26 protein-coding genes are annotated in these 24,423 nt (G+C 68.2%); 12 read left to right on the forward strand and 14 right to left on the reverse strand.

Annotated elements, in window-relative coordinates; translation table 11 throughout:
- Nucleotides 1-15: 15 nt before the first annotated feature.
- On the reverse strand, nt 16-732 hold the full coding sequence (locus D107_RS0107015) for a hypothetical protein (protein ID WP_018881117.1): 717 nt from the start codon (nt 730-732) through the stop codon (nt 16-18).
- 7 nt (nt 733-739) lie between these two features.
- The gene (locus tag D107_RS0107020) at nt 740-2,296 is read right to left on the reverse strand and encodes an EAL domain-containing protein (RefSeq protein ID WP_018881118.1); all 1,557 of its coding nucleotides are present in this window, start codon (nt 2,294-2,296) and stop codon (nt 740-742) included.
- A 134-nt stretch (nt 2,297-2,430) separates the two neighbouring features.
- Between D107_RS0107020 and D107_RS13330 the strand changes: the two genes are divergently transcribed.
- Nucleotides 2,431-2,637, forward strand: a complete 207-nt coding sequence (locus tag D107_RS13330; RefSeq protein ID WP_018866096.1) for a hypothetical protein — start codon at nt 2,431-2,433, stop codon at nt 2,635-2,637.
- Here D107_RS13330 and D107_RS0107030 read toward each other — a convergent pair.
- Both D107_RS0107030 and D107_RS0107035 read right to left on the reverse strand, forming a co-directional pair.
- The gene (locus D107_RS0107030) at nt 2,634-3,590 is read right to left on the reverse strand and encodes a pentapeptide repeat-containing protein (protein ID WP_018866097.1); all 957 of its coding nucleotides are present in this window, start codon (nt 3,588-3,590) and stop codon (nt 2,634-2,636) included. The two genes, D107_RS13330 and D107_RS0107030, sit on opposite strands and share 4 nt — an antisense overlap.
- Before the next feature lie 50 nt (nt 3,591-3,640).
- Nucleotides 3,641-4,552 carry a patatin-like phospholipase family protein gene (locus D107_RS0107035; RefSeq protein WP_018866098.1) on the reverse strand — a complete coding sequence of 304 codons (912 nt, stop codon included), beginning with the start codon at nt 4,550-4,552 and terminating at the stop codon, nt 3,641-3,643.
- A 144-nt stretch (nt 4,553-4,696) separates the two neighbouring features.
- Between D107_RS0107035 and D107_RS0107040 the strand changes: the two genes are divergently transcribed.
- Nucleotides 4,697-5,254 (forward strand): hypothetical protein, encoded by a 558-nt coding sequence (locus D107_RS0107040; protein ID WP_018881119.1) that lies wholly within the window; start codon nt 4,697-4,699, stop codon nt 5,252-5,254.
- Between the two features lie 35 nt (nt 5,255-5,289).
- Complete coding sequence (gene trxC / locus D107_RS0107045; protein ID WP_026280766.1) at nt 5,290-5,724, forward strand: thioredoxin TrxC; 435 nt, start codon at nt 5,290-5,292, stop codon at nt 5,722-5,724.
- Nucleotides 5,725-5,762: 38 nt separating this feature from the next.
- Here the strand turns inward: trxC and D107_RS0107050 are convergent, their stop codons facing one another.
- Nucleotides 5,763-6,113: a hypothetical protein gene (locus tag D107_RS0107050; RefSeq protein ID WP_018881121.1), complete on the reverse strand. Its 351-nt coding sequence runs from the start codon at nt 6,111-6,113 to the stop codon at nt 5,763-5,765.
- A 58-nt stretch (nt 6,114-6,171) separates the two neighbouring features.
- Nucleotides 6,172-7,185 carry an MDR family oxidoreductase gene (locus tag D107_RS0107055; RefSeq protein WP_018881122.1) on the reverse strand — a complete coding sequence of 338 codons (1,014 nt, stop codon included), beginning with the start codon at nt 7,183-7,185 and terminating at the stop codon, nt 6,172-6,174.
- A gap of 170 nt (nt 7,186-7,355) precedes the next feature.
- Between D107_RS0107055 and D107_RS0107060 the strand changes: the two genes are divergently transcribed.
- Nucleotides 7,356-8,792: a diguanylate cyclase gene (locus D107_RS0107060; RefSeq protein WP_018881123.1), complete on the forward strand. Its 1,437-nt coding sequence runs from the start codon at nt 7,356-7,358 to the stop codon at nt 8,790-8,792.
- A gap of 18 nt (nt 8,793-8,810) precedes the next feature.
- On the opposite strand, the gene D107_RS0107065 is transcribed toward D107_RS0107060, so the two are convergent.
- From D107_RS0107065 to D107_RS0107075, 3 genes are all read right to left on the reverse strand, one after another.
- Entirely contained in the window at nt 8,811-9,131 is a 321-nt protein-coding gene (locus tag D107_RS0107065; protein ID WP_018876358.1) for a hypothetical protein, read from the reverse strand.
- 117 nt (nt 9,132-9,248) lie between these two features.
- Nucleotides 9,249-9,992 carry a class I SAM-dependent methyltransferase gene (locus D107_RS0107070; RefSeq protein ID WP_018866105.1) on the reverse strand — a complete coding sequence of 248 codons (744 nt, stop codon included), beginning with the start codon at nt 9,990-9,992 and terminating at the stop codon, nt 9,249-9,251.
- Nucleotides 9,993-10,113: 121 nt separating this feature from the next.
- On the reverse strand, nt 10,114-10,806 hold the full coding sequence (locus D107_RS0107075) for a VTT domain-containing protein (protein WP_018880034.1): 693 nt from the start codon (nt 10,804-10,806) through the stop codon (nt 10,114-10,116).
- A 134-nt stretch (nt 10,807-10,940) separates the two neighbouring features.
- On the opposite strand from D107_RS0107075, the gene D107_RS0107080 reads away from it, so the two are divergent.
- Both D107_RS0107080 and D107_RS0107085 read left to right on the forward strand, forming a co-directional pair.
- Entirely contained in the window at nt 10,941-12,461 is a 1,521-nt protein-coding gene (locus D107_RS0107080; RefSeq protein ID WP_018876361.1) for an AAA family ATPase, read from the forward strand.
- 102 nt (nt 12,462-12,563) lie between these two features.
- A complete protein-coding gene (locus D107_RS0107085; protein WP_018866108.1) occupies nt 12,564-13,025 on the forward strand; it encodes an RT0821/Lpp0805 family surface protein in 462 nt (153 codons plus the stop codon).
- Between the two features lie 360 nt (nt 13,026-13,385).
- Here the strand turns inward: D107_RS0107085 and D107_RS0107090 are convergent, their stop codons facing one another.
- Entirely contained in the window at nt 13,386-14,747 is a 1,362-nt protein-coding gene (locus tag D107_RS0107090; protein ID WP_018881124.1) for a diguanylate cyclase, read from the reverse strand.
- 242 nt (nt 14,748-14,989) lie between these two features.
- Here D107_RS0107090 and D107_RS0107095 point away from each other — a divergent pair, with 242 nt between their 5' ends.
- The gene (locus D107_RS0107095; protein ID WP_018877607.1) at nt 14,990-15,478 is read left to right on the forward strand and encodes a PleD family two-component system response regulator; all 489 of its coding nucleotides are present in this window, start codon (nt 14,990-14,992) and stop codon (nt 15,476-15,478) included.
- Between the two features lie 18 nt (nt 15,479-15,496).
- Here the strand turns inward: D107_RS0107095 and D107_RS0107100 are convergent, their stop codons facing one another.
- The 4 genes from D107_RS0107100 to amrB all read right to left on the reverse strand — a co-directional run bounded on the left by D107_RS0107100 (nt 15,497) and on the right by amrB (nt 18,559).
- Nucleotides 15,497-16,507 (reverse strand): adenosine deaminase, encoded by a 1,011-nt coding sequence (locus D107_RS0107100; RefSeq protein WP_018881125.1) that lies wholly within the window; start codon nt 16,505-16,507, stop codon nt 15,497-15,499.
- A 72-nt stretch (nt 16,508-16,579) separates the two neighbouring features.
- The gene (locus tag D107_RS0107105; protein ID WP_018881126.1) at nt 16,580-17,194 is read right to left on the reverse strand and encodes a rhomboid family intramembrane serine protease; all 615 of its coding nucleotides are present in this window, start codon (nt 17,192-17,194) and stop codon (nt 16,580-16,582) included.
- Complete coding sequence (amrA, locus tag D107_RS0107110) at nt 17,184-17,762, reverse strand: AmmeMemoRadiSam system protein A (RefSeq protein WP_018866113.1); 579 nt, start codon at nt 17,760-17,762, stop codon at nt 17,184-17,186. The genes D107_RS0107105 and amrA overlap by 11 nt, the downstream gene beginning before the upstream one ends.
- On the reverse strand, nt 17,759-18,559 hold the full coding sequence (amrB, locus tag D107_RS0107115) for an AmmeMemoRadiSam system protein B (protein WP_018881127.1): 801 nt from the start codon (nt 18,557-18,559) through the stop codon (nt 17,759-17,761). The genes amrA and amrB overlap by 4 nt, the downstream gene beginning before the upstream one ends.
- An 85-nt stretch (nt 18,560-18,644) precedes the next feature.
- Between amrB and amrS the strand changes: the two genes are divergently transcribed.
- From amrS to D107_RS0107140, 5 genes are all read left to right on the forward strand, one after another.
- On the forward strand, nt 18,645-19,751 hold the full coding sequence (gene amrS / locus D107_RS0107120) for an AmmeMemoRadiSam system radical SAM enzyme (RefSeq protein WP_018881128.1): 1,107 nt from the start codon (nt 18,645-18,647) through the stop codon (nt 19,749-19,751).
- Between the two features lie 80 nt (nt 19,752-19,831).
- A complete protein-coding gene (locus D107_RS0107125; RefSeq protein WP_026280767.1) occupies nt 19,832-20,368 on the forward strand; it encodes an Hsp20/alpha crystallin family protein in 537 nt (178 codons plus the stop codon).
- Nucleotides 20,369-20,428: 60 nt separating this feature from the next.
- Complete coding sequence (locus D107_RS0107130; RefSeq protein ID WP_018866117.1) at nt 20,429-21,460, forward strand: DUF2235 domain-containing protein; 1,032 nt, start codon at nt 20,429-20,431, stop codon at nt 21,458-21,460.
- Nucleotides 21,461-21,541: 81 nt separating this feature from the next.
- Complete coding sequence (locus tag D107_RS0107135) at nt 21,542-21,922, forward strand: DUF2237 family protein (protein ID WP_018866118.1); 381 nt, start codon at nt 21,542-21,544, stop codon at nt 21,920-21,922.
- A gap of 158 nt (nt 21,923-22,080) precedes the next feature.
- Entirely contained in the window at nt 22,081-24,405 is a 2,325-nt protein-coding gene (locus tag D107_RS0107140) for an HDOD domain-containing protein (RefSeq protein WP_018876371.1), read from the forward strand.
- The last annotated feature ends 18 nt before the right edge of the window (nt 24,406-24,423 follow it).

A 24,423-nucleotide genomic window follows, 5' to 3' on the forward strand; every position in this document is an offset into this window, starting at 1 on the left:
TCCTTGTGCCGTCTTTCAGCTTGTTGTGAGTGGCTGGATCAGCAGCTCGAGGCGCGGGGTCCGGACGGGGCTGCCCGGGTTCGTGTTCACTGTACCGGTACCCATACTGCGCAGTACCAGCCGCTCGGGTGCCACGCCGGCATCCTGCAGGCGCTTGCCCGCGTTCAGGGCATCGCCTGCGGCGGGGGTCTCCGCGCCGTCGTCGGAGTCGGGGTCCGGGCCGTCGCGATAGGCCACGAGGGTGATCAGGCTGGCGCGAAATTCGTGGAGCAGGTGACCAATGGTGTCCAGCGCACGGGCCTGGCCGTTGCCTTCGTTCAGGGTGACGTGGATGCCCGCGTCCCGGTGCTCGATGGTGGCGGGCTGCCCGGCCAGCTCCTGGCGCAGCCGGGCGCCGAGGACATCCACGTAGTAGCCCACGCGGGCCGGCTCCAGCGTCGCGTGGCCCTGCTCGCGCAGGGCCACGCGGCGTTCGCTTTCCGCGTGCTTGGAGGTGGCCAGGCTCAGCGCCGCGGCCGAGGGTTCCTCGGGCGTGGCCTCGTCGGCCGCAGGGGTGTCCGCGGCCCCGTCCGGGTCGGTGGCCGGCTCGGCGGTCGTGGCGGGGCGGTCCTCGGTCGCGGCCGGGCGTTCCTGTTCCACCGGCAACAGACCGCAGCCGGTGGCGGTTGCCGCCAGCAACAGGGCCAGTGTCAGGGCGCGTCCCGGCAGGCGCGGGGTGGGGATATTGGGCATGCTCTCCTCAGTGGTTGCGGCACCAGTCCAGGAAGGCCGCGGCGGGCAGGGGGCGGCTGTACAGGTAGCCCTGTCCGCCGTCCACGCCCTGCTGGCGCAGCCATTCGGCCTGGTGGGGCGATTCGATGCCTTCGGCGACGATGTGCAGCTTCAGGGAACGGGCCATCTCGATGATGTGGCCGATCACGCTGCTGGTTACCGCCTCGTGGGCGATGGCATCGGCGAAGGTCTTGTCGATCTTCAGTGTATCCAGTTCGAAATGTTCCAGATAGGAAAGGCTTGAATATCCTGTGCCAAAGTCGTCGATGGCGATGCGGTGCCCGCGCCCGCGCAGTTCCCGCAGGCGGCCGCGTACGGCGTCTTCGTTCAGCAGGGAGCGTTCGGTCAGTTCCAGCTTGATCGAGGCGGGGGCAACGCCGGCCTCGCGCAGGGCCTTGCGCAGGGCGTCCCCGAAGCGATCGGAGGCCAGGTCATGGCCGGTAATGTTGAGGTTGACGGTCTGCTCGGTATGCGCCCGCAGATGATCCCCCAGGTCGTGGAGGATGGCGCGCAGGATCGCGAGGGTCAGGTCGGTGGCCTGTCCGGTGTCCTCGGCCAGGGGCACGAACACATCCGGACGAATGGTCTCGTCGCCCTCGCGGTGCCAGCGTGCGAGGGCCTCCGCCCCCCGGCAGCGGCCATCGGCGAGGTCGACGATGGGCTGGTATTCCACGCTCAGGCGGTCGCGGGCGATGGCCTCGCGCAACTCGCTGGCGAGGCTCAGGCGCCGCCGCAGGTAGTGCACCACCAGGAGCAGCCACAATGCCACCAGCAGCAGCCCGAAGATCCCGGCCACGACGAGGGTTGGCAGGTAGCGCTCCCAGAAGGCCGCCAGTGGCTGCGCCGCGATGATGTCGATGGGAAAGATCGTATCCAGGGAGAAGTGGCTGACCAGACGCCCCGCGGCATGGTCGACGCTGAGACCGGCGGGCGTGGCGTCGGGCGACGGCAGGTCCGCGTCGGCTGGATGGCGTGTCATGGGCAGGCCTTCGACCCACAGGCCAACCTGCTGGCTGTCCAGCAGGCCGGGGGGCATCAGCAGCCGCGGGTCGATGGCCACGTCGTGCTGTCCGAAGCGCATCAGGAACAGCTCGACACCGCCCACGGCGGTTGCCGTGCTCGGCCACCAGGCGATCACGCCACTGTCGTAGATGCGGCTGGCCCGGGGCGGGGTCAGGGCCTCGCCCTGGACGAATCCGGCCCCGCACTGGCGTTCCGCCGCGCGCCAGTAGCCGATGGCCCGAACATGCGGCCGGGCCATCGCCACATCCTGCAGGTGTTCCAGGTGTTCCGGCGAGCAGGGCTCCATCTCCAGCTGGTTCAGGGTGTCCAGAAGGTCGCGGGCATCGACCAGGGTCGCCTCGGTCCCTTCGCCCAGGCGCTGGGCGAGTTCGGCCAGGCGTTTTTCCTCCGCCATCACGGACTCCTGCCAGAGGAACCAGGCCAGGGCGGCGAGCGGCAGCAGGATGCCGAGGAGGGCCGCGGCCGAGACCGAGAGCAGGACCTTGTCGCGTCGTGTGATCATGGTGGCCGTGGAAGAGGCGGGACAGTTGAAGCTTAGCATGCGCCCGGACGAATTCCGCGGCGGGCGCGGCGCTTTGGCGCGGCATCCGGAGCCGTCTATGCTCGAAGGGATACCAGTCGGTTCGGGGGTGCCCGATGAACACGAAGACGGAACCCACCCAGCCCGGAACACGGGCCGAAGCCGCTGTTGCCGCGCCGCGCAGCCGCCTCAGCATGCACGAAGGCGTGACCGCGTCCTGTGACTGCTGTTCCTGCGAGGCGGAACCCTACTGGGCGGAAGTCGCCCGGGAACTGGGGATCGACCTGGAGTCCGAAGTGGGTGCGCAGGGAGATCGGGGCTAGTCGCAGGTCCCGACGGAGTCGCGGGCGCAGATGCGGCCATCGGTCCAGATGCTGCGCCCGAGCCGGGCCCCGTCCAGGCGTGCGCCCGCGAGGTCGGCCCCGGTCAGGTTGGCATGCGCGAGATTGGCGTCCTCGAGGTTGGCGTCGACCAGGTGCGCCCGGATCAGGTCGGCCCCGGTCAGGTTGGCGCCGGCGAGATCCGCACCCTCCAGGCTGGTCAGGGTGAGATCGGCGAAGCGCAGATCGGCGTCCGTGAGGCGGGCACCGTGCAAGCGCGCGCCGGCCAGGCGGGTGTTGTGCAGGGATGCGCCCGTCAGGTCGACGCCACGCAGGTCGGCGCCGGCCCGGTCACAGTAGTTCCAGTTGATGCCGGGCGCCGGTGCCGCTGCGCAGTCCGGTCCCGGGTCGCGTTCGAGCGTGATGCCGAAACCGATGAGCAGCGCGAGGGCCAGCGCAACCGCGGAGCCGCCCACGATCCAGGGGCGCGGCCCGCGGATCCAGCCGCTCCAGGGCGGTGGCGGTTGTTCCAGGATCTCGGCCCATTGCTGGCGGTGAGAGAGGGTCTCCGGTGATTCCGGGCAGCGGCGGTCGCCCTTGCGGCGGTCGCGGATCTCGGGCGGCGGGTCGTCGTGACGCCGCTCGCGGCGGCGTTCGTCTTCGCGCAGGCGCGCCTGCTCCAGGCGTTCGCGACCCTCCGGGGTGTGGGCGTTCTGCAGCTCTTCGGGGATCAGGTGCGGGCGCTGGTCGATCCGCCACCAGGTCTCGCCGTCGCGACTGACCTCGTCATCCGGGCACAGGCGGCCCAGGATCAGGAAGCGGCCGATGGAGCGCTGGGGGTAGGGGCCGCAGACCTGCCCGCCGCGCCGGGTGAACCACAGTTCATGGCGCCCGTCGCCGGGTTCCGGTAACGGGTCGTTGGGATCGGGCGAGGGATTGGGGGGGTCGTGGGCCACGCTGCTCCTGGATTCCCGCGGGGTCGCCTCCGTTGCGACCGATGCCGCGATTATAGGGCATGCCCCCGGGACTCGAGCTGCTCGCGCAGTTCGTCGGCGGCGGGCTGTGCCTTTTCGAGGATCTCGTCAATGCGGTTGAAGTGCAGCAGGCGGATGCCGCCGGTGTCCGGGACGAGGTAAAGATCGGGCGGATCCAGCCGGGTCATGTGGCGGATGATGGAACCCTGCATGATGCTGAAGCTCTTGAACAGCAGGTCCGTGATGCCGATGTCCTCGGTGTCGTTCTGCGCGCCGTTGCCGGAGACATCCACGGCGATGACATAGTCGTACTGGCCCTGGAGCAGGTCGTAGGGCAGCGGGTTGGAGGCGCCTCCGTCGATCAGGTAGCGGTCATCGCCATGTTGCACCGGTTCGAACAGTCCCGGAACGGCCATGCTCGCGCCGATGGCGGCGAAGAGGTCGCCCTCGTCGATCACCACGCTGTCCCCACTGCGGAAGTCGGTGGCCACCACGGAGAACGGGATGCGCAGGTCGTCGAAGTCACGGGCCTCGGTGTGATCGGCGAGAAAGCGCAGGAATTCGCTGGAGTCGAACAGGGCGTTGCGGCCCAGCCGCAGCGGGACCAGGTCCAGCAGCTTGATGTCGGAGCGTGCCAGCCCGGTGAGGGCGTCGAGTTCGGACCCGGCGAAGTCATCGAACAGGTCCAGGATCTCTTCAGCATCCAGCCCAGCGGCATACAGCCCGCCGATCACGGCCCCGATGCTGGTGCCGGTGATGCGGTCGGGGTGCATCTCGAGGTCGTCGAACACCTGGAGGATGGCGATATGCGCCAGGCCGCCGGCGCCGCCCGAGCCCAGCGCCAGCCCGATGGTTGGCGATGACGAATCGGCGCGCTCCGCCATCAGAGGCGCCGGCGCGGCGGACAGCAACAGGGCGAGGAGCAGGACCAGCAGCGGCTTCATGGGGTGGCGTACTTCCGAATCGTGAGGTGCATCCTGCTACCCTGAGCCGGAATGCATCCGGGGGCAAGCCTTTTGCAATCAGGGTATTCGAGTGCGCGGGCCGACAGGATTCCCCGCGGGTTCAAGTGGGCCTATCTCGCCTTTGTGCTGGTGCTGGTGCCGATCTACGCGGCCGTGCACGGGTGGTTCAATTTCCTGTGGTTTTCCAACGTCGCGCTGCTGGGCGGGCTGCTCGCGGCCTGGCTGGAGAGCCGTCGCCTGGCCAGCATGATGCTGGTGGCCGTGGTGCTGCTGGAGCTGGGCTGGGTGCTGGACTTCCTGCTCAGCATGCTGGTCTGGGGCTGGGCGCCGCTGGGCATCGTGCACTACATGTTCAACCCGGAGATTCCGTTGTTCGTGCGCCTGCTGTCGCTGTACCACCTGCCGCTGCCGTTCGTGCTGATCTGGCTGGTCTGGCGCCTGGGTTACGACCCGCGTGCCTGGCGCTACATGGCGATTCTGGGCTGGGCCATCCTGCTGCTGACCTTTGCGCTGGCGGACCCCGAGAACAACGTGAACTGGGTCCTGGGGCCGGGCGGTCAGGTCCAGGAGTGGATGCATCCGGTCACGTGGCTGGGCGTGGTGATGGCTTTTTGTACCGGGGTCTGGTGGTTGACCCATCTTCTGTTCGGCTGGTTGCTGCCGCGGCGCGGAGTAGAATGAAGTGGTCCGTCGGGTGGTAATGGCGAGGTGCTGCTGTGAGTGAGTCTCTGCATGTGGTGTGTCCGCATTGCGATGCGGTCAATCGAATCCCCGCCGCGCGCCTTGGCGCCGGGGCGAAGTGTGGCCAGTGTCACCAGCCATTGTTCGCCGGCGAACCGCTGGAACTGACGAGCACGAATTTCCGGCGGCACGTCGAGCGCAACGATATCCCGCTGCTGGTCGATTTCTGGGCGCCCTGGTGTGGTCCCTGCAAGATGATGGCGCCGCAGTTTCGGCAGGCGGCGGGGGAGCTGGAGCCCACCGTGCGGCTGGCCAAGGTGAACACCGAGGCAGCACCCGATCTGGGGCAGCAGTTCGGGATCCGCAGCATCCCGACGCTGGCGCTGTTCCGCGGCGGCCGCGAGCTGGCCCGCCAGGCGGGGGCCATGGGCGCGGCGGATATCGTGCGCTGGACGCGGGGGCAGGTGTAGACGTGGGTCCGGGCCCGGCGTCCAGCGGCCCGTGTTTGCTAGCCCAGTCGGCGCCAGGCCTCGTGGCCGCAACTCATGCACTGGTACTGGGCCTCGAAATGTCCCGGTTCGTCCGGGCGTTCGCGGATGGTGCCGTCCTGGAAGGTGAAGCTGCGCAGGGTGCAGCGCGGGCATTTCTCGACCGGGTCGCGCGGCGGACGGGGTTCGCCGGATGTCGGCGCGGGCCCGCCGTCCGTGGAGCCGGAGGCCTCCTCCAGCGCCTGATTGAGCTCCCGCGTCAGTTCGGCGGTGAGGCGGTGGGCGGCCTCCGCTCGGTCCTCCCGGGCCATGGCTTCCAGTTCGGCGAGGCGGTCGCGGATGGACTTCAGGCGGGACGCGAGTACGGTCATGGGGATCTCCGGGGTGGTCTGTCCGCGAGCATAGCCGGTTCGAGGTGGCCCGGGGATATCAGGAGTCGCCAGCGACTTGCGGATCCAGGCGCACTACCGTGCGTCCCCGAATCTGTCCCGCGAGGATCTGCTCGCCGTAATGCGGCAGGTCGTCCAGCCCAATCTCGGTGGTCATCGCCTCCAGATCGTGGCCGGGGAGCAATGCGGCCAGGCGTTCCCAGGTCGCTCGCCGTCGTTCGGCGGGGCACAGCACCGAGTCGATCCCCAGCAGGTTGATGCCGCGCAACAGGAACGGCAGGACCGTGGTCTTGAGCTGTGGCCCCCCGGCCAGGCCGCAGGCCGCCACCGAGGTTCCATAGCCCATGCCGGCGAGTACATGGGCCAGCATGTCGCCCCCCACCGTGTCCACGCAGCCGGCCCAGCGTTCGCGCAGCAGGGGCTTGGTCGGGGCATCGGCCAGGTCGGCGCGGGGCAGGATCGTCGACGCACCCAGCCGGTGCAGGTAGTCGGCGTTCTCCGCGCGGCCGGTGACAGCGGTGACCGTGTAGCCCAGGCGGGCCAGCAGACGTACGGCGATACTGCCCACGCCCCCGGAGGCACCCGTGACCAGGACCTCGCCGGCGTCCGGCTGCAGGCCGTGGTCCTCCAGGGCCTGGATCGCCAGCATGGCGGTAAAGCCGGCGGTGCCCGCGGCCATGGCCTGGCGAGCGTTGTAGCCCGCAGGCAGCGGGACGAGCCAGTCCGCCTGCACGCGGGCGCGTTCGGCGTAGCCGCCCCAGTGGGTCTCGCCCACTCGGTAGCCGGTCAGCACAACGGGGTCGCCCGGGCGGTAGCGTGGGTCCGCGGACTCGAGGACCGTGCCGGCCAGGTCGATGCCCGGCACGTGCGGGTAGTCCCGGACCAGGTTCCCCTGGCCCTGCAGGATCATGCCGTCCTTGTAGTTCAGCCCGGAATAGTGCACCCGCAGCAGGACCTCGCCGGCGGGCAGGTCATCGAGCTGGAGTGGGCGGATTGTCGCCCGCGGTCCATCGGGCGTGTGTTCGAGGATCAGGGCCTTGAAGGTATCGGTCATGCGGTCTGGCGTGGCGTACGGATGGGACGGAGAGCCTAACAAAGGTGCGAGCGCGGGACCCGCGCGGCGGGAATGTTGCTACCCTCCAGAGTATGGGCGAGCATCGTGGACGGGCTCCGTCGAACGATTGCGCGGTGCGTGCCGACAGGTATCCCTGTGCGAGGATGGCCATGGCGGACGATCTCCACACGCGTTTCCACACCCTGATCATCGAGCACGCCCCGGTGTGGGTAAACACCCTGGACACCGAGGGGCGGGTGACGCTCTGGAATCGCGCGGCGGAGCGGATCAGCGGCTATCGGCGCGAGGACGTCGTGGGGCATGCCGCGATCTGGGAATGGCTTTACCCCGACGCTGACTATCGCGCGGCGATCCAGGAGGAGGTGGAGGCCATCATTCGCGACGGGCGCGAGATTGCGGGTCTGGAGACCACGATCCGGACGCGCAGCGGCGAGGCGCGCACGCTGTCGTGGGCGGCCCAGCGGTTTTTCGATGATGACGGCACGCTCATCGGGGCCAGTGCGATCGCCGAGGACATCACCCGCCGCAAGCACCTGGAGGCAAGGGCCCAGCGCCAGCAGCGGCTGCAGGCGCTGGTGTCAGCGATCTCCGCCCGGTTCGCCGACCTCGCGGCGGACGCAGTGGACGCGGCCGTAACGGAGGTACTTCGGGACCTCGGCGAGTTCTTCCAGACGGGCCGTGCCTATGTGATCCGGTTCCGTCCGGACGGGGCGACCATGGACCTGGTGCACGAGTGGTGTGCCCCCGGCGTCCAGCCGTTCCTCGACCAGATGCAGGGCATTCCCATGGAGTCCCATGGGTGGGTGACCGGTCACATCCGGCGCCGCGATACCGTGCACGTGCCCGATGTGGACGACCTCCCCCCGGAGGCCGCGGTGGAGCAGGCCGAGTTCCGCCGCCAGATGATCGAGTCCCTGTTGCTGATCCCGCTGATCAGTGATCAGAACGCCTTCGGCATGCTGGGTTTCGACTCGGTGAACCGGCGCTGCGAATGGAGCCCCGAAGAGATCGCCACCCTGCAGGTGGTGGCCGACATCATCGCCGGAACGTTCGCCCGCAAGCAGGCGGAGGCCGAGCTGGCGCGCCAGGCGCGGGTGGATGGCCTGACCGGGCTGGCGAACCGACGCGAATTCGACGCCGTGCTGGAGCGCGAATGCCGCTCTCGCCGCGAGGTGAATCTGGCACTGCTGATGATCGATATCGACCACTTCAAGCCGTATAACGACCGCTTCGGGCATCAGCGCGGGGATGACTGTCTGCGCCAAGTGGCCCGGGTGCTGCGGGAGGCGGCACACCGGCCGACGGATCTGGTTGCGCGCTACGGGGGGGAGGAGTTTGCCTGCATCCTGCCGGACACCACGCTGGAGGGTGCCCGCGCGGTCGGCGAGCGGGTGCGCCGCGAGGTGGAGGCCCTGCAACTGGAACATCCGGATAACGTGACCGCTACGGTGACGGTCAGTCTCGGCGTCAGTACGGTGAGCGGGGCGCGTTCGACGACCCCGGAGGCTCTGCTGGGCGAGGCGGACCGGCTGCTCTACTGCGCCAAGCGCGAGGGGCGCAACCGGGTCTGCGCAGCGGGGCTGTAAGTGGCCGCGCCCGAGTCGCTATTCGCCGGTTGAGCGCGTCGGGCGCTCGCGCGGGTCGGGCGAGCGCGCGTCGGTGCGCTCTAGCAGGGGTACGACGGGCGTGGCCTCGCTGTCCTCGCTGACGAACTGGTCGCCTTCCATCCACGGCGGCGGCAATTGCGGCCGCATGTCCTGGACCTGGGCCAGATTCGGGAACTCGACCTTGGAGAACAGCTCGGCGGCGGATTCCTGTGCCTCGGGGTTCTGCACGGTCAGCACGAAGCCCGTGGCCAGCACCAGCAGGGACAGCTGGAAGCGCTGATCGCGGTAGGTGGAACGTGAACGCAGCAGATCGAGCATCGGATGGTCTCTCGGGAGTCTTGCTTCAGGAGACATTACGCCGGGGCGGGTGGTTCCTTCAAGCGGGCATGAGGAAAGGCCGGGTTTTTGGCTGGCCCGGGGCGCGGCCGGCGGATCTCAGGGTTCGCGGCGGCAGACCAGGAAGACCTCTTCCACTCCCGCGGTGGGCACCATGCCGGGGCTCAGTGCGAGCGGCTTCTGCAGGCGCAGGCCCAGCGGCATCAGGAAACGGTTGTAGACCTTCATGGCGACGGGCCGGTGTCGCTGCAGGAACCACATCCCGAGATCGGTGAGGCGCGAGGATTTCGGCTTCATCCCGAAGATCGCGCTTTGTTCGATCGTCAGCCCGTGGCGTTCGAGTAGCTGGATCAGATGCGCCGGCTCGTAGCGCCGGTAGTGGCCGACGATGTCGTCGAACGGGGTCCAGTATTCCGGGTGCAGCGGGGTCGAAAGCAGCACCCGGGCCCCGGGCGCGGCCACCCGCGAGAGTTCGCCAAGGGCCGCCTCGTCGTCCTCCACGTGTTCGATGATGTCCAGTGCGCACACCAGATCGAAGCGGTCGTCGGCATAGGGCAGGGCGGAGATCGGGGCGGTCTGGGTGACACCGCCCCGATGGTCCAGTGCGGCCAGGGCCGGCGGGCTGATGTCGACGAAGTGGGTGTCCGCGATGGGCAGTCGCGGGCGCATGCCGGGCCCCACTTCGAGGCGGCGCTCACGGGATGCCGCGAGACTGGAGACCAGGGTCCAGGTATTGAAGCGCTCGGGGGCTACCAGGCGGGTATCCGCCCACAGGCCATCATAGAAACGCTGATTGACGTCGCCGATGTCCGAACAGGGTTGTGGGGAGGGCTCTCGAGTCACGTAGAGGGCGTGCTGGAATGCGGGACGACAGTCTAACGAACCTGGCGGACGGTGACAGGTTTGCGGGCGTGTAGCGGGAAACCGTTCTCGGTTTGAGGGGGGCGACCGCATGGGCACGCCGTCATGGTCGGCCCGCCCGCCGGCGCGAGTGCTGGCGCTGAATCCAGTAGCGCAGCACCGAGCCGAGCAACAGGAAGATCGCCAGGACGACCAGCGGCAGGAGGGTCCGGGCCTGCAGGACCTCGCCGGTGGTGATGGCATCCGTGGCCTCGTGGATGGCGGTGGCGTAGACGCCCCACTTGACGGCCAGGCCGAGCACGGCCGCCAGCAGGAAGCCGCCCAGTGGCAGGCCGAGGGCCCCGCCGGCGTAGTTGATCATCGAATGCGGGAAACCGGGGAACACGCGAAGCGCCATCTGCATAGCGACGTGCCCGTGGCGCCGCAGGAAATCCGTCAGCCAGTTGTTCTCGTGGCCCTCGCGTTCGGTGCGCGCCAGGCGGGCGGCGACCCGGTAGGCCCCCCAGGCACCGCTCGTGCTGCCAATCAGCAACAGGCCGACGGCGACCAGCGGCGGGTGGAACGGGGCGATCAGCCATATGACCAGCGTGCCCGGCAGGGCGAAGACGAGCATCAGCGCCATCAGTAGCACCAGCCCGGCGGTGGCCCAGGGGCCGCCCGCGAAGGTCTCGCCCCAGGCCAGCAGGCGGGCCGGGTCCCCCATCCACAGTGCGCTGCCGATGCCCAGTGCGATCAGCAGGACCAGCACGCCACGCCCCAGGGTGGCGCGCGCGATCCGGCGGTGGGCTGGCGGCATGGGGTCTCCGTGGCTGCGGCGGGCCGATGGTTTCAGGGTAGACGATGCGCACGGGCGGCGTGGATGATCAGTGTTCTCCCGCAGTGCCGTGATGGATGGGTACACTCGACGGAGTACCTCGAAGGAGCGACGGATTGAGCAAGAAGCTGGAGAATCGGACGGCACACAAAATCCTGCGCGGGCTCAAGTCGCGTTATCCGGTGTTCTACCTGCTGGGTTGGGACGAGGATCGGATGGAGCGGCTGCTGCGCTCGGTCGCGCGCTCGTTCTACGGCGAGGACGGTCACCTGGAGGTCTGGTCGGCGAGCCACGGGTTCGGGGAACACGATGACCCGGACGCGCCGACCACCGATCCGGTCGCGGCGGTGGCGCGGGTGGCGGCAGGGGAGACGGAAGCGCCGCGTATGGTGCTGCTGAAAGACCTGCCGACCTGGTTCGACGACAACCCGGCACTGGTGCGCGGGGTGCGCGATCTCTACTACCAGCTGAAGAAGGGTCGCAACGTGGTGTTCCTCAGCTGTCCTCTGCTGAAGCTGCCGGAGATCCTGAAAAAGGAGATCTTCCTGGTCGAGGTGGACCTGCCCTCGGAGGCCGAGGTGCTGGAGCAGCTCGAGCACACCCATGGCGCCGAGGCGATCCCGCGCGAGCAGTTGTTCCGCCTCGCGGCGGGGATGCGCGGGTTGTCCCTGAACGAGGTCGGGCATCTGAGCGCGCGGCTGTTCCGCGGCCAGCCCCTGCCCGAGGCCGAGATGCTGGCCGAGATCCAGGAGGAGAAGGGCCAGATCCTGCGCAAGGAGAGCTGTCTCGAGTTCTATCCGCCACAGCGCTCGCTGGAGGACATCGGGGGCCTGGAGAATCTCAAGGAATGGGTGCGCACGCGCGCCGACCTGTTCACCGAGAAGGCCTGGAACGACAACGTTCCGCTGCCCGCCGGGGTGCTGTTCATGGGGGTCAGCGGCTGTGGCAAGAGCATGGCCGCCAAGGCCATCGCCACCGCCTGGGGGCTGCCGCTGGTGCGGCTGGACATGAGCCTGGTGCTGTCCGGCAGTTTCGGCACCCCGGAATACGCCTTTGCCCGGGCCACCCGTATCGCGGAGGAAATCGCGCCCATGGTGCTGTGGGTGGACGAGCTGGAGAATGCCTTTGGCTTCGACAGCCACGCCGCCGGCAGCGCCGGCAATGTGAATATCTTCTCGAGCTTCCTCACCTGGCTGCAGGAGAAGTCGCCACGCGTGTTCGTGGCGGCGACCGCGAACCGTATCCAGCAGCTCCCGGCCGAGCTGATGCGCAAGGGGCGCTTTGACCAGTTGTTCTTCCTCGACCTGCCGAACGTGGAGGAGCGCAAGGAGATCCTGCGCATCCATATCGAGCGCCATGGCGGCCACCTCGAGGACTTCAACCTGAACTACATGGCGGCCAGTACCGAGGACTGGAGCGGGGCCGAGATCGAGCAGGCGGTGAAATCGGCGCGCATCGACGCCTACCAGGAGGGCCGGGTATTCAACCAGCGCGACGTAATTCGCAACGTGATCAACACGGTACCGCTGTCGCGGACAATGGTGGAGCAGATCCGCGAGATCAAGAGCTGGGTATTCCAGCGCGCGATCAACGCCTCCAAGCCGGAGACGACAGCCCCGCCGAAGCCGTCCGGCTGACCGCCCGGTTCGCCGGGCCGCCTATACTCGGGGCAGGGGGACGCCGAAGCCGGCGCCGGTCCCCCGCGGGTTCAGGTACGGGTCGCCGGTGGAGGAATGCTCATGTGGCGCAATGTTTCTTTCGTGATCGTCCTGGCGGCGACCCTGGGGCTCGGCGGCTGCGCGACCTATCAGGGCTCGCAGGAGCAGGCCGGGATGGTGATCGGTGGCGTGCTGGGCGGCGTGCTCGGTTCTCAGGTCGGATCCGGACGTGGCCGCACGGCCGCCATCATCGCCGGGACCCTGGCCGGTGCGGCGATCGGTGGCTCGGTGGGCCAGTCCATGGACGAGGTGGACCGCCTGAAGACGGCCCAGACCCTGGAGAGCGTGCGCACGGGCGTGCCCTCGCGATGGGTCAATCCCGACAGTGGCAATCAGTACACCGTGGTGCCGACCCGAACCTACGAGACCACGGCCGGCCCGTGCCGCGAATACACCATTGACGCGGTGATTGGCGGCCAGACCGAGCAGGTGTACGGGACAGCCTGTCGGCAGGCGGATGGCAGCTGGCGCGTCCAGGGCTGATACGCCAGTGTCTACCTTGGGAGACGCTGATTGAATCGCACGTCCGCGCTCGAGTCGCTTTTGCGTGCGAACAAGGCGCGGTGACCGCGGTGCAGTCATTCTGCACAAGGGAACCGCAACGCTGCGCGCGCGCCCGTTTTTGATCACCAACGGGCGGCCGAGCCCCTGCTTTCTATGGCTTGTGGGGTTGGTGCCCCCCGATTCTGAATGAATATGGCCCGATCCTGCGTTGCGCCCCGAATCCATCCAAAACGGGCGGGTAGAACCACTACCCGCTGTACGACGCGCCTTGTCTCGGAACGATTGTCTCGAACAACTGGGGGGGCACCAACGCGGACGTGCGATTCAGTCAGCGTCTCCCTAGCTGACGGGTTGCGGGCTGGCCTGTCCATCCCCCGGGGCAGAATCGGGTGGGGTGTCCGGCAGGTCGGTTTTGCCCGGGCCGTCCAGGGTGCGCGAGACCACGCGGTCGCGGCCTTCGCCCTTGGCCTGGTAGACGGCCTGGTCGGCGACCCGGAAGAGGTCGTTCATGCTGACCTCGCGCCCGGCCGGGCGGCTGGTGACGCCGAAGCTTGCGGTAATGGTCAGCCCGGCGGGTTCGAGTTCACGCAGCTGCTGGCGCAGCTCCTCCGCGCGGGTGTGGGCATCGAACAGGTCGCATTCCGGGAGTAACAGGAGGAATTCCTCGCCCCCGAAACGCAGGGCCACGTCGCTCTCGCGTCCGGTGGTGCGCAGGAGTTCGCCGACGCCGACCAGGACCTCGTCCCCGACCAGGTGGCCATGGGTGTCGTTGATCTGCTTGAAGTGGTCGATGTCCAGCAGGATCAGGCTGAGCGGGATGTCGTTCTGGTTGGCTTCGGCGAAGAAACGCGCGGCGCACTCGGCCAGGACGTTGCGGTTACGGAGCCCGGTCAGCGGATCGATCATTGCCATGTCGTAGAGCTTCTGGCGCTGGTCCTGGACCTCCTCGAACAACCGCTTGTTGGCCAGCAGGTTCCCGATGCGGGCGCGGACCTCGTCCTCCAGCACGGGTTTCGTCACGAAGTCGTTGACGCCGAGGCGGAAGAGTTCGGCGCGCCGGTTCTGGTCGTCCAGGCCGGACATGGCCACGATAGGCAGGCTGGTCTTGTCGGGGAACTGCTGGCGCAGCCGACTGACGAGCCCCATCCCGCTGATCTCGCCCTCCACCAGGATGTCGGAGAGCACCAGGTCCCAGGTGCCCCGGTCAAAGGCCTGCAGGGCCTCGTCGGCGCTGCGGAAGTGCGCGACCTCCAGGCCCATGTCCTCGAGGATGCGGATCATCACGCGGGCGACGGTGGGACTGTCCTCCACGTACAGGACGTTCCCCTCGTGGGCGTGTTCCACCGGCCGCCCGTAGCGCGCGGCCTGATGGAACAGGTCACGGATGTTGGTCTTGTCGTGGAGGTCGGTGGCGCCGGCCTCGAATGCCTGACGGCGGATGTCGTGGTCGTGCTGGGTCGTAAGCAGGATCAGGGGCAGGTCATGGCCGGCGGCCCTGGCACGGGCCTGGCGGCAGAATTCCACGCCGGTCATGTCGGGCAGGGTGATCGAGGCGCAGACCAGTTCCAGGTCGTTTTCCTCGATGCGGGCAAGCCCTTCGGCCCCGCTGCTGGCCATGATCGGCTTGTGCCCGGCGGCCAGGACCATGCGGCTCCACAGCGCCCGGAAGACCCGCGAGCGGTCGACGACGAGGATCTTCATGCCGGGCCTCCCGCGGCCGGGCGCCGCAGGGGCGCGCGCGTGGGCTGTGGCCGGGCTGTATTGGTCTTCATGGCGGGTTCCGACTCCGTTCAGGCATCCGCACGAAAACCCGGATGATGCGCGCCTTTGCGCTGCTGTTCAAACCGAAGCAACGGGCGCGGTGGACAGGGCCTGCGGGGGGAGGAACAATGCAGCCAGGCGGGCGAGCGCGCCTAGCCTATGGATCAGGAAGGGAGTCCGGCATGAGCTATCTGCAGCGAATGGGGAGTCTGCTGCGTTTTGGCAAGGCTGGCGAACGGCGCAGGAAGGCACGCCGGGAGGCCGCGCGCGGGCTGCGTGTGCTGGTGGTGGATGATTCGCGCACCGTGGTCGCACTGCTCTCCAGCATGCTACGGCAAAACGAGATGGAGCCGGTGGGGGCCGGCGATGCCGAGCAGGCCCTGGCGCTGGCCCGCGAGAACCCGCCGGACCTGATCTTTCTCGACATCATCCTGCCCGGGATGACCGGGTTTGCCATGCTGCGTCAGCTGCGCCGGGACCCGGTGACCGCGAAGGTGCCGGTGATCATGATCAGCGGCAACGAGGACGCGGTGGAGCAGTTCTTCCTCGATCGCATCGGCTCCGATGACTTCATGAAGAAACCCTTCGGTCGCGGCGAGGTCTTCTCGCGGATCGAGCGCCTGGTGGAGCAGGGTCGCCTGCCGGCGCGTCCGCTCCGGTTTTCCGGGTAGAGAAGTCGTCGAGCGCCGTCAGTCCGCGAGACGGGTGCGCCAGGCGTCGATCTCGCCGTGCAGACGCTGCTGTGCTTCGGGCTCCAGGAACGCGGCGTCGATGGCGTTGCGCGCGAGGCGTTCCAGGTCGTCGGGACCCAGTTGCAGGGCTTGGGCGGTCGCGCGGAAGTTTTCCCCCACATAGCCGCCGAAATAGGCCGGGTCGTCCGAATTGATGGTGACGCACAGCCCGGCGTCCATCAGGCGTTTCAGGTTGTGGTCTTCCAGGCGGTCGAAGACGCACAGCTTGATGTTGGACAGCGGACAGACCGTGAGCGGGATCCGGTCGCGGGCCAGGCGCTCCATCAGCGCCGGGTCCTGTTCGGCCTGCACCCCGTGGTCGATGCGCGCGACCTGCAGCCCGTCCAGTGCCTGCCAGATGTATTCCGGCGGGCCTTCCTCACCGGCATGGGCCACCGCGGGGAAGCCCTCGGCACGGGCCCGGTCGAACACCGCCTGGAAGCGCTCGGGCGGGTTGCCCAGCTCGGCCGAATCGAGGCCGACCGCATGGATGTGTTCGCGCCACGGCAGGGCCGTCTCCAGGGTCTCCATGGCCGCGTCCGCACTCAGATGACGCAGGAAGCAGAGGATCAGCCGGCTGGTAATGCCGAGTTCGCGCTCGCCATCGGCGAGCGCCCGGCGGATGCCGTCGATGACGGTCGCGAATGCCACGCCGCGCTCGGTGTGCGTCTGCGGGTCGAAGAAGATCTCGGTGTGGTGGACGTGATCCGCCTGGCAGCGTTCGAGGTAGGCCCGGGTCAGGTCGTAGAAGTCCTGCTCGGTCAGCAGCACGCGGGCGCCGGCGTAGTAGATGTCCAGGAAGGACTGCAGGTCGTGGAACTGGTAGGCCGCGCGCACGTCCTCGACCGAGGCGTACGGCAGCTCGACCCCGTTGCGCTCGGCCAGGGCGAACATCAGCTCGGGCTCCAGTGTGCCTTCGATGTGCAGGTGCAGCTCGACCTTGGGCAGGGTGGCGATGGCGTCTTGCATGGCGGGATCTCGTAGCGGCCGAAAGAAGGCACGCAGGCTAGGCGGACGCGGCGCTCCGGACAAGTATTGGGGTCAGCCGAGGGGCGCGAGCAGCTCGTGGAAGAACCGGGCCAGCAGGCCGGGCTCCAGCCAGAGCATGAAGGCCACGCCCCAGGCGCCACCCCATAGATGGGCGCTGTGGTTGATGTTGTCGCGATTCTGTCGCTGGGCGTAGAGCGAGTAGCCGATATAGACCGCGGCGAACACGATGGCCGGGACCGGGATGAAGAACACGAACAGCAGGGACCACGGCTGCAGCAGGATGTAGGCGAACAGCACCGCGGACACCGCACCCGAGGCCCCCAGGGAGCGGTAGCCGGGATCGCGCAGATGGCGCAGGTGGCTGGGCAGGCTGGCGAGCACGATGGCGGCCAGATAGAACAGGACGAAGCCACCCATGCCGATCTCGAGCACCAGCACGCGCTCCATGGCCATGCCGAAGAAGAACAGCGTGATCATGTTGAACGCGAGATGGGTGCCGTCGGCATGGATGAAGCCGTGGGTCACCAGGCGCCAGTACTGGCCGCGTTGCACCGACGGTGGGTGATGGATCATCGCCTGCAGCCAGCGCGGGTTCTGCCATGCCAGCAGCGAGATCACGACCGTGGCAATGACGATGTAAAGGGTGATGCTGGGTTCAAAGTTCACCGGCAAACTCCTGCGAGCTGTAGCGCCAGGCCTGGAGCCCCATTGTCCAGCCGTCATGCCCCAGCCCGGCCTTCTGCAGCAAGGCATCGAGGAAGGTCTCGGGATCGGGTAGCTGCTCCCACACCGCGGGCAGGAAGGTCGCCCGCCGCGTCCCGGCCTGGATGACCAGGCCATCGCGCCCGGGCTGCAACTGCTGCAGCAGGGCCTCTCGATGCGGGGCATCCACGGGGTGCGCGGCGCTTAGCAGGGTCACCGAATACTCGAGCCCGACGAGTTCCTCCGGGCGCAGGCGGGGAAAGCGCGGATCATGGAGGGCGGCGGCCCGGGCGTTGTGCTGGACATCCGTGGCCAGGGGGCGATGGGCCTCCAGGCTGCCGATACAGCCGCGCAGGGCATCCCCCCGCTTTAGGGTCACGAAGCTGGCGCCCGGGTCGGCAAGCGGGGCGGGCTCCTCCGCGAGCGCGATACCGTCGGCGGCATGGTCGTGCGCGGCCCGGTGGATGGCGTCCGCTGCGAGTTCCAGCAGGCGCTCACGCGCCGGCGCGGACAGTTCGATGACCGGCGTCATTGCAGCATCCACGCGCCGTAGCCGACCACCTGGTCGCGTGGGCCGGCGGTGTCGCCGGAGTTGCGCTGGTCCAGAGTGGTAATGGCGAGACCCCGCTGCCGCGCCAGACGCAACAGACCCGCCAGCGGGCGGCAGCCGCAGGCCTGTTCCGGGCCCAGCGCGTGTTCGTCCAGGCGTTCGATCGCCCGGGTGGTGGCGGCATCCAGGCGGCTCGCCGTGGCGTAGTCATGGAAATGGGAGAGATCCGAGCTGACCACGACGAGGGTCTCCGGGCCGCCCCACAGGCGTTCCAGTACGTTCGCAACCTGTTCCGCGGGGGCATCCCCGACCACCAGCGGTACCAGCTCGAAGGACCCCAGGGCCACCTGCAGGAACGGCAGGTGCGCCTCCAGGCTGTGTTCCGGGCCGTGGGCGACGTCGAGTGCCTGGACGCCGGGCAGCCCCGCAATGGTATCCAGCGCCTTGTGATCCACGGGGACGTCGCCCAGGGGGCTGCGGTAGGCCGTGACCGTGGTGGTCGCGATCCCGTGGAAGGGCACGCGATGCGACGGGCCCAGCAGCACCACGCGCCGGATGCGGCCCGCCAGCGGGCGGATGCGGGCATAAGCCGAGGCCGCCACCGGGCCGGAGTAGGGGTAGCCGGCGTGCGGGGCGATCAGGGCCTTGGGCGGCGCCGCGTCGGGTGCCGGCCGGACGGCATCCAGCAGCCGGGTGACCGTGGCCCGCAGCTCGGCGGGGTCGGCCGGGTAGAACTGTCCCGCGATAGCGGGCTCGCGGATGCGGAGCGGGGCGCTCATGGGAGGTCTCCGTCGGACATTATGTCGTTGAATATCGGGGTTTCGGCCTCATATTCAAGGGCATGAACCACGAGCCGGACCGGATATGAACGACACCCCTGAACACGACGCCTTCACGGTGGCCACGCGCTACTGGCACAGCCTGGAGGATGGCCGCGTGCAATGCGACCTGTGCCCGCGCTACTGCAAGCTGAAGCCCGGGCAGCGCGGGGCCTGCTTTGTCCGCGCCAACCTCGACGATGCCGTGGTGCTGACCAGCTACGGGCGCTCCTCCGGCTACTGTGTCGACCCGATCGAGAAGAAGCCGCTGAACCACTTCCTGCCGGGCAGCCCGGTGCTCTCGTTCGGTACGGCGGGCTGCAACCTGGCCTGCAAGTTCTGCCAGAACTGGGATATCAGCAAGTCGCGCGAGATCGACACCCTGGCGGACCGTGCCGATCCCGAGACCATCGCCCGCGCGGCCGAGGCGCTGGGTTGTCGCGCGGTGGCCTTCACCTACAACGACCCGGTCATCTTCCATGAATACGCCATCGACGTCGCGGCTGCCTGCCGTGCGCGGGGCATCCGCTCGGTGGCGGTCACCGCCGGTTACATCACCGAACAGGCTCGCGGCGAGTTCTTTGCCGCCATGGACGCGGCGAACGTGGATCTGAAGGCGTTCACCGAGCGCTTCTACCACAAGCTGACCGGGGCGCATCTGCAGCCGGTGCTCGACACCCTGGAGTGGCTGGTACACGAGACCGATACCTGGGTCGAGATCACCACGTTGCTGATCCCCGGCGAGAACGACAGCGACGCGGAGATTACGTCGATGGCGCAATGGATCCTGGAACATTTGGGGCCGGATGTGCCGCTGCACTTCACGGCCTTCCATCCGGATTTCAAGATGACGGAACACCGGCGCACGCCGATCGAGACCCTGCAGCGGGCACGCCGGATCGCGCGTGAGCAGGGCCTGCATCACGTGTACACCGGTAATGTGCACGATGCGGACGGCCAGAGCACCTGGTGTGCGGGGTGCGGGCAACGCCTGATCGGGCGCGACTGGTATGAACTGTCGGACTGGAATCTGACCGCCGATGGCTGTTGCAACGCCTGCGGGGCATCGGTCCCGGGTGTCTTCGAGTCCCGCCCCGGCACCTGGGGTGCCCGGCGGCAGTCGGTGCGGCTGGCCGACTTTCGAAGGGCTTGATTCACCGGGCTTGAAAAGTCCCTTTGGGCGACCTAGTTAATTCGCTAGACAGGGTTGGATTTCTACCGGAGGTGATGATCATGGACCTGCAAAAGCTCAAGCCGTGGAACTGGTTCAAGCGCGAGGAGGCGGCGAACCCGGAGGTGGTTCCGGCCCGTGGCGAGATGTCGGAGGTGCCCATGCGTGATCCGCTGATGCGCATGCACCGGGAGATGGACCGGATGTTCGAGGACTTCTTCGGTGCCGCTCTCGGCGGGCGCGGGCGTGATACGGCCTCGCTGCTGCTCAAGCCCAGTGTGGATATTGCCGAGAGCCGCAAGGCCTACCGGATCACCGTCGAGGTGCCGGGTATCGAGGAGGACGCGATCGACCTGACCGTGGACGGCGACGACCTGATCATCTCCGGCGAGAAGAGCCAGGAAACCGACGAAGACGACCAGGGCTATCATCGGGTCGAGCGGGCCTACGGGCAGTTCCGCCGGATCCTCAGCCTGCCGGGGGATGCGGATGTCGATGCGATCCAGGCGCGGTTCAAGAACGGCGTGCTGACGATCGACATCCCCCGCCGTGCGGAGGACGCGCGGCCGGGAGTGCGCCGGATCGACATTGGCTCCTGATCAGTCGCAGGCTCCACGGCGGCTGCGGTCGTCATTACGAACAGGATGGGAGGCGGGCGGATGACACGACGGATCGTGATTTGCGCCGACGGGACCTGGAATCGCCCCGAGGAGGACGTCGAGTCGGACGTGCCGACCAACGTGCTGCGTCTGGCGCGGGCCATCGCGCCCGCCGACGCCAGCGGTGACCCCCAGCAGGTCTTCTACGACTGGGGTGTCGGGGCGTACTACGCGAAGGTCACGGGCGGCGTGACCGGGCGGGGCATCCACAAGAACATCCAGGATGCCTATCGCTACATCGTCCAGAACTACGACCCCGGCAGCGAGATCTTTCTGTTCGGCTTCAGTCGCGGTGCCTACACCGTGCGCAGCCTGTGCGGGCTGATCAACAACTGCGGGATCCTGAGGCGCCCGGACGCGCGCCTGATCGAACAGGCCTTCCGTCACTACAAGAAGACCGCGGCCAGCCATGCGCCGGAGGGGTCGGCCTCGCGCGAGTTCCGGGCGGCGTATGCCCACCCCTCGCGGGAGATCCGCTTTGTCGGGGTCTGGGATACGGTGGGCGCCCTGGGCATCCCGTTCTCCCTGCTGGGGCTGTTCGACCGCACTGACGAGTTCTACGACACCAAGCTGGGCCCCAACGTGCGGGTCGCGCGGCATGCGATGGCGATCGACGAGACCCGCGCCGACTTCGAGCCGACCCTGTGGGAGCCGCGCCCGGGGCTGGACCTCAAACAGGTCTGGTTCAGCGGGGTGCATGCCGATGTGGGGGGTGGCTATGCCCCGGATACCGATGGGCGTCTGGCGTCGGAGGCGCCGCTCGCATGGATGATCGACCAGGCGCGGGCGGCCGGCCTGCAGGTGGAGCCCCACCTGGTCGATGCCCTGCGGCCCGATCCGCTGGCCCCGCTGCATCGTTCACGGCGGCACATCTATCGCCTGCGCCGCCGCCATCGGCGTCCATTGCACCAGCCGGGGTATCCGACGGAACTGCATCCCAGCGTCCTCGATCGGTACCAGCAGGATCCCGACTATCGGCCCGAGAATCTGCGGAACCACCTGGTGGAATGGGGCTGGCCCGATGCCGACTGAATTCCCGCGGGCCGAGTAGTCGCTCGCATGGGGCGGGGGGGTGTCCGTTATGCTGTAGGGACCATGAACGGGGAGTTTTCCATGCAGCCTTTTCCCTCCAAGAATGTGTTTGGCGGGGCGCTCGAGCCCTGCGGCCGGGACCCGGTGACCGGCTTTTATCGCGACGGCCGTTGCGCCACGGGCTATGACGACCAGGGCATGCACACCGTGTGTGCCGAGGTCACGCGCGAGTTCCTGGATTTTTCCCTGGCGCAGGGGAATGATCTGATGACACCGGTACCGGAGTTCGGCTTCCCCGGCCTGGAGGCAGGGGATCGCTGGTGCCTGTGTGCCGCGCGCTGGCTGGAGGCCTACCGGGCGGGGGCGGCGCCCGGGGTGTTTCTGCGCGCCACGCACGAGGAGACCCTGGCGGTGATCCCGCTGGATATCCTGAAGGAACACGCGCGCGACCCGGCCGATTGAGCGGGGCAATCCTCCGCGGAATATCGGCGCAGGGCCGGGATGGGGCCGGCCCGCTGTAAATTAGGGAGAGATACGGATGGATCCGAGCATGCCGGGCGCGAGCAGGCGCCCTGGACAGGGGTGGGGTGCGGTCGGGGTTCGGGCGGATGGCTGAGCACATGGCGGTTCCCGAGATTGAACGCTTCCGCATTCTGCGGACGCTGGGTGCCAGTACCCGCGACGGGCTCTACGTGGCGCACGATCCGGTACTGGATCGGCAGGTCGCGATTCGCACGCTGACCCAGGCGGGCGCCGACGACCTCACCCGTCAGGCCCTGCTCGCGGACGCGCGTCGCCTGAGCCGCTTCCGGCATCCGAATATTGCGCCGATCTTCGAGGCGGGGAGCTACCCCCAGGGCGTCTACCTGGTGTTCGAGTACGTCGAGGGCGAGACCCTGGACCGGATCCTGGCCGGGGGCGCGCTGCCGATTGATCGTGGCCTGGCCCTGATGCGCGAGCTGCTGGACGCCGCGGCGGCGGCCCATGAGCAGGGCATCCTGCACGGGACCCTGCAGCCGGCCAACGTGACCGTGAACCCCGAGGGGCATGCACGCATCACCGGGCTGGGCATGGCGCTGCCCGACGCCGCGGCCCGTGGCGAGAGCCACCTGCCGGACACCCCCTACTACCTGGCCCCGGAACAGCTGGCAGGCGAAGCGGCCAGCGAACGCTCTGACGTCTTCTCGCTGGGGGCCCTGTTCTTCGAGATGCTGACGGGTGAACGCGCCTTTGGAGGCGAGGATCCGGAGGCGATCCGGCAGTCGATGCTGGCGGCGGGGCTGGAGCCACCATCCGGTCGTACCGGTAATGGCGACGAGCGCTTCGATGCCCTGATCCTGCGGGCGACCCGCCCCGATCCGGCGGAACGCTTTGCCTCGGCCCGAGAGTTTCGCGAGGCACTGGTGGCGGCCCTGGAGGGGGAAGGCTCGCAGGACGCCGGGTCGCAGGATTTCATCCTGCGCAAGATCCGGCGCAAGCCGGATTTTCCCGGGATCTCCAGCCACATCCGCGAGATTACCCAGTGTTCCGATGACACCATGAAGCGTTCGGTGGCGGAGCTGTCGAACGCGGTGCTGAAGGATTACGCCACCACCCAGAAGCTGCTGCGACTGGCCAACTCGCCCTTTTACAGCAACTTCGGCGGCAATATCCGGACGGTGTCGCGCGCGATCGTGCTGCTTGGTTTCGAGCAGGTGCGCACGGCCGCGCTCGGGCTGGTGCTGTTCGAAAACCTCAAGGGCGGCCGGCATTCCGGTCGCCTGATGGAGGCCCTGGTCGGCACGCTGTTCAGCGCTATGCTGGCGCGCGATCTGGCGGAGCAGGTTGGCGGGGTGGAGAGCGAGCAGGCCTTCGTCTGCGCGCTGTTCCACGATATCGGGCGCATGCTGGTGCTGTACTACCTGCCCGAGGAAGCGGACGAGATCCGCATCCGTGTGGGTCAGGGCACGGGGGAGGACAGTGCCGCCCGCCAGGTGCTGGGGATCTCCTACGAGGCGCTGGCGCGCAGCGTACTGGAGGACTGGAATTTCCCGCGCGAGCTGGTGGCATCGGTAGAGCGCGCTCCGTCCGGCATCCTGCCGGCGGCCCGGGATGCCGATCAGCGCCTGCATCGCATCGTGACCCTGGCCTCCGAGATGGGCCAGTGCATCACCCGCGCCGAGCGCGACCAGCAGGGGGCTTTGCTGACCGATCTGCGCCGGCGCTATGAACATGCCCTGGGCGTGGATGCGCGCGGCATGCAGCGGGCGATCCGCTCGGGACGCGAGCATATGGATCACTTCCTGGCGGTGGTCAAGCTGCCGCCGGAAGGTCGGGAACCGCTGAACCGCCTGAAGGCGAACCTGGGGGTACGCATTGATGACGGCGAAGCGGAGGCGCTGGAACCCGAGCCGGGAGCCGGGGATGCGCTCCCGCGGGCCGGGCAGGAGCCCGCCGTTCAGGCCGCGGCGCTGATGGAGGCCCTGACCGACATGCTGGACAGCATGGTCGGCGAGTTCGACCTGAACGCGCTGGTCCAGACGACGCTCGAGACGCTGTATCAGGCGCTGGGCCTGCGCCGGGTCATGCTGATGCTGGCGGACCGCGAGCACCGGGTCCTGGTGGCCCATACCGCGTTTGGTCAGGACGCGGAGACCCTGTCCGGTCGCTTGCGCCTGAGCGTAGCGGGCAAGGGCGACATCCTGTCCCTCGCCCTGGAGCAGCAGAAGGATCTGGTCATCAGCGACAGCCACGAGGCATCGATCAGCCGCTATATCCCCGACGAGTTCCGGCAGGCCCTGGATGCGCGCAGCTTCCTGTTGCTGCCCCTGGCGGTGCGGGATCGGTGTGTGGGATTGCTCTACCTGGAATTGCCGGAAGGCGTTTCGCTGGACCCGAGCGTGTTGCGGGCGCTGAAGGCGGTGCGCAACCAGCTGGCCCTGGCGATCCGCCAGGCGCGCGACTGACCGATCCGGCTGCGCGGG

The organism is Thioalkalivibrio sp. ALE30, assembly GCF_000377465.1.
In the GTDB taxonomy this organism is placed as follows: domain Bacteria; phylum Pseudomonadota; class Gammaproteobacteria; order Ectothiorhodospirales; family Ectothiorhodospiraceae; genus Thioalkalivibrio.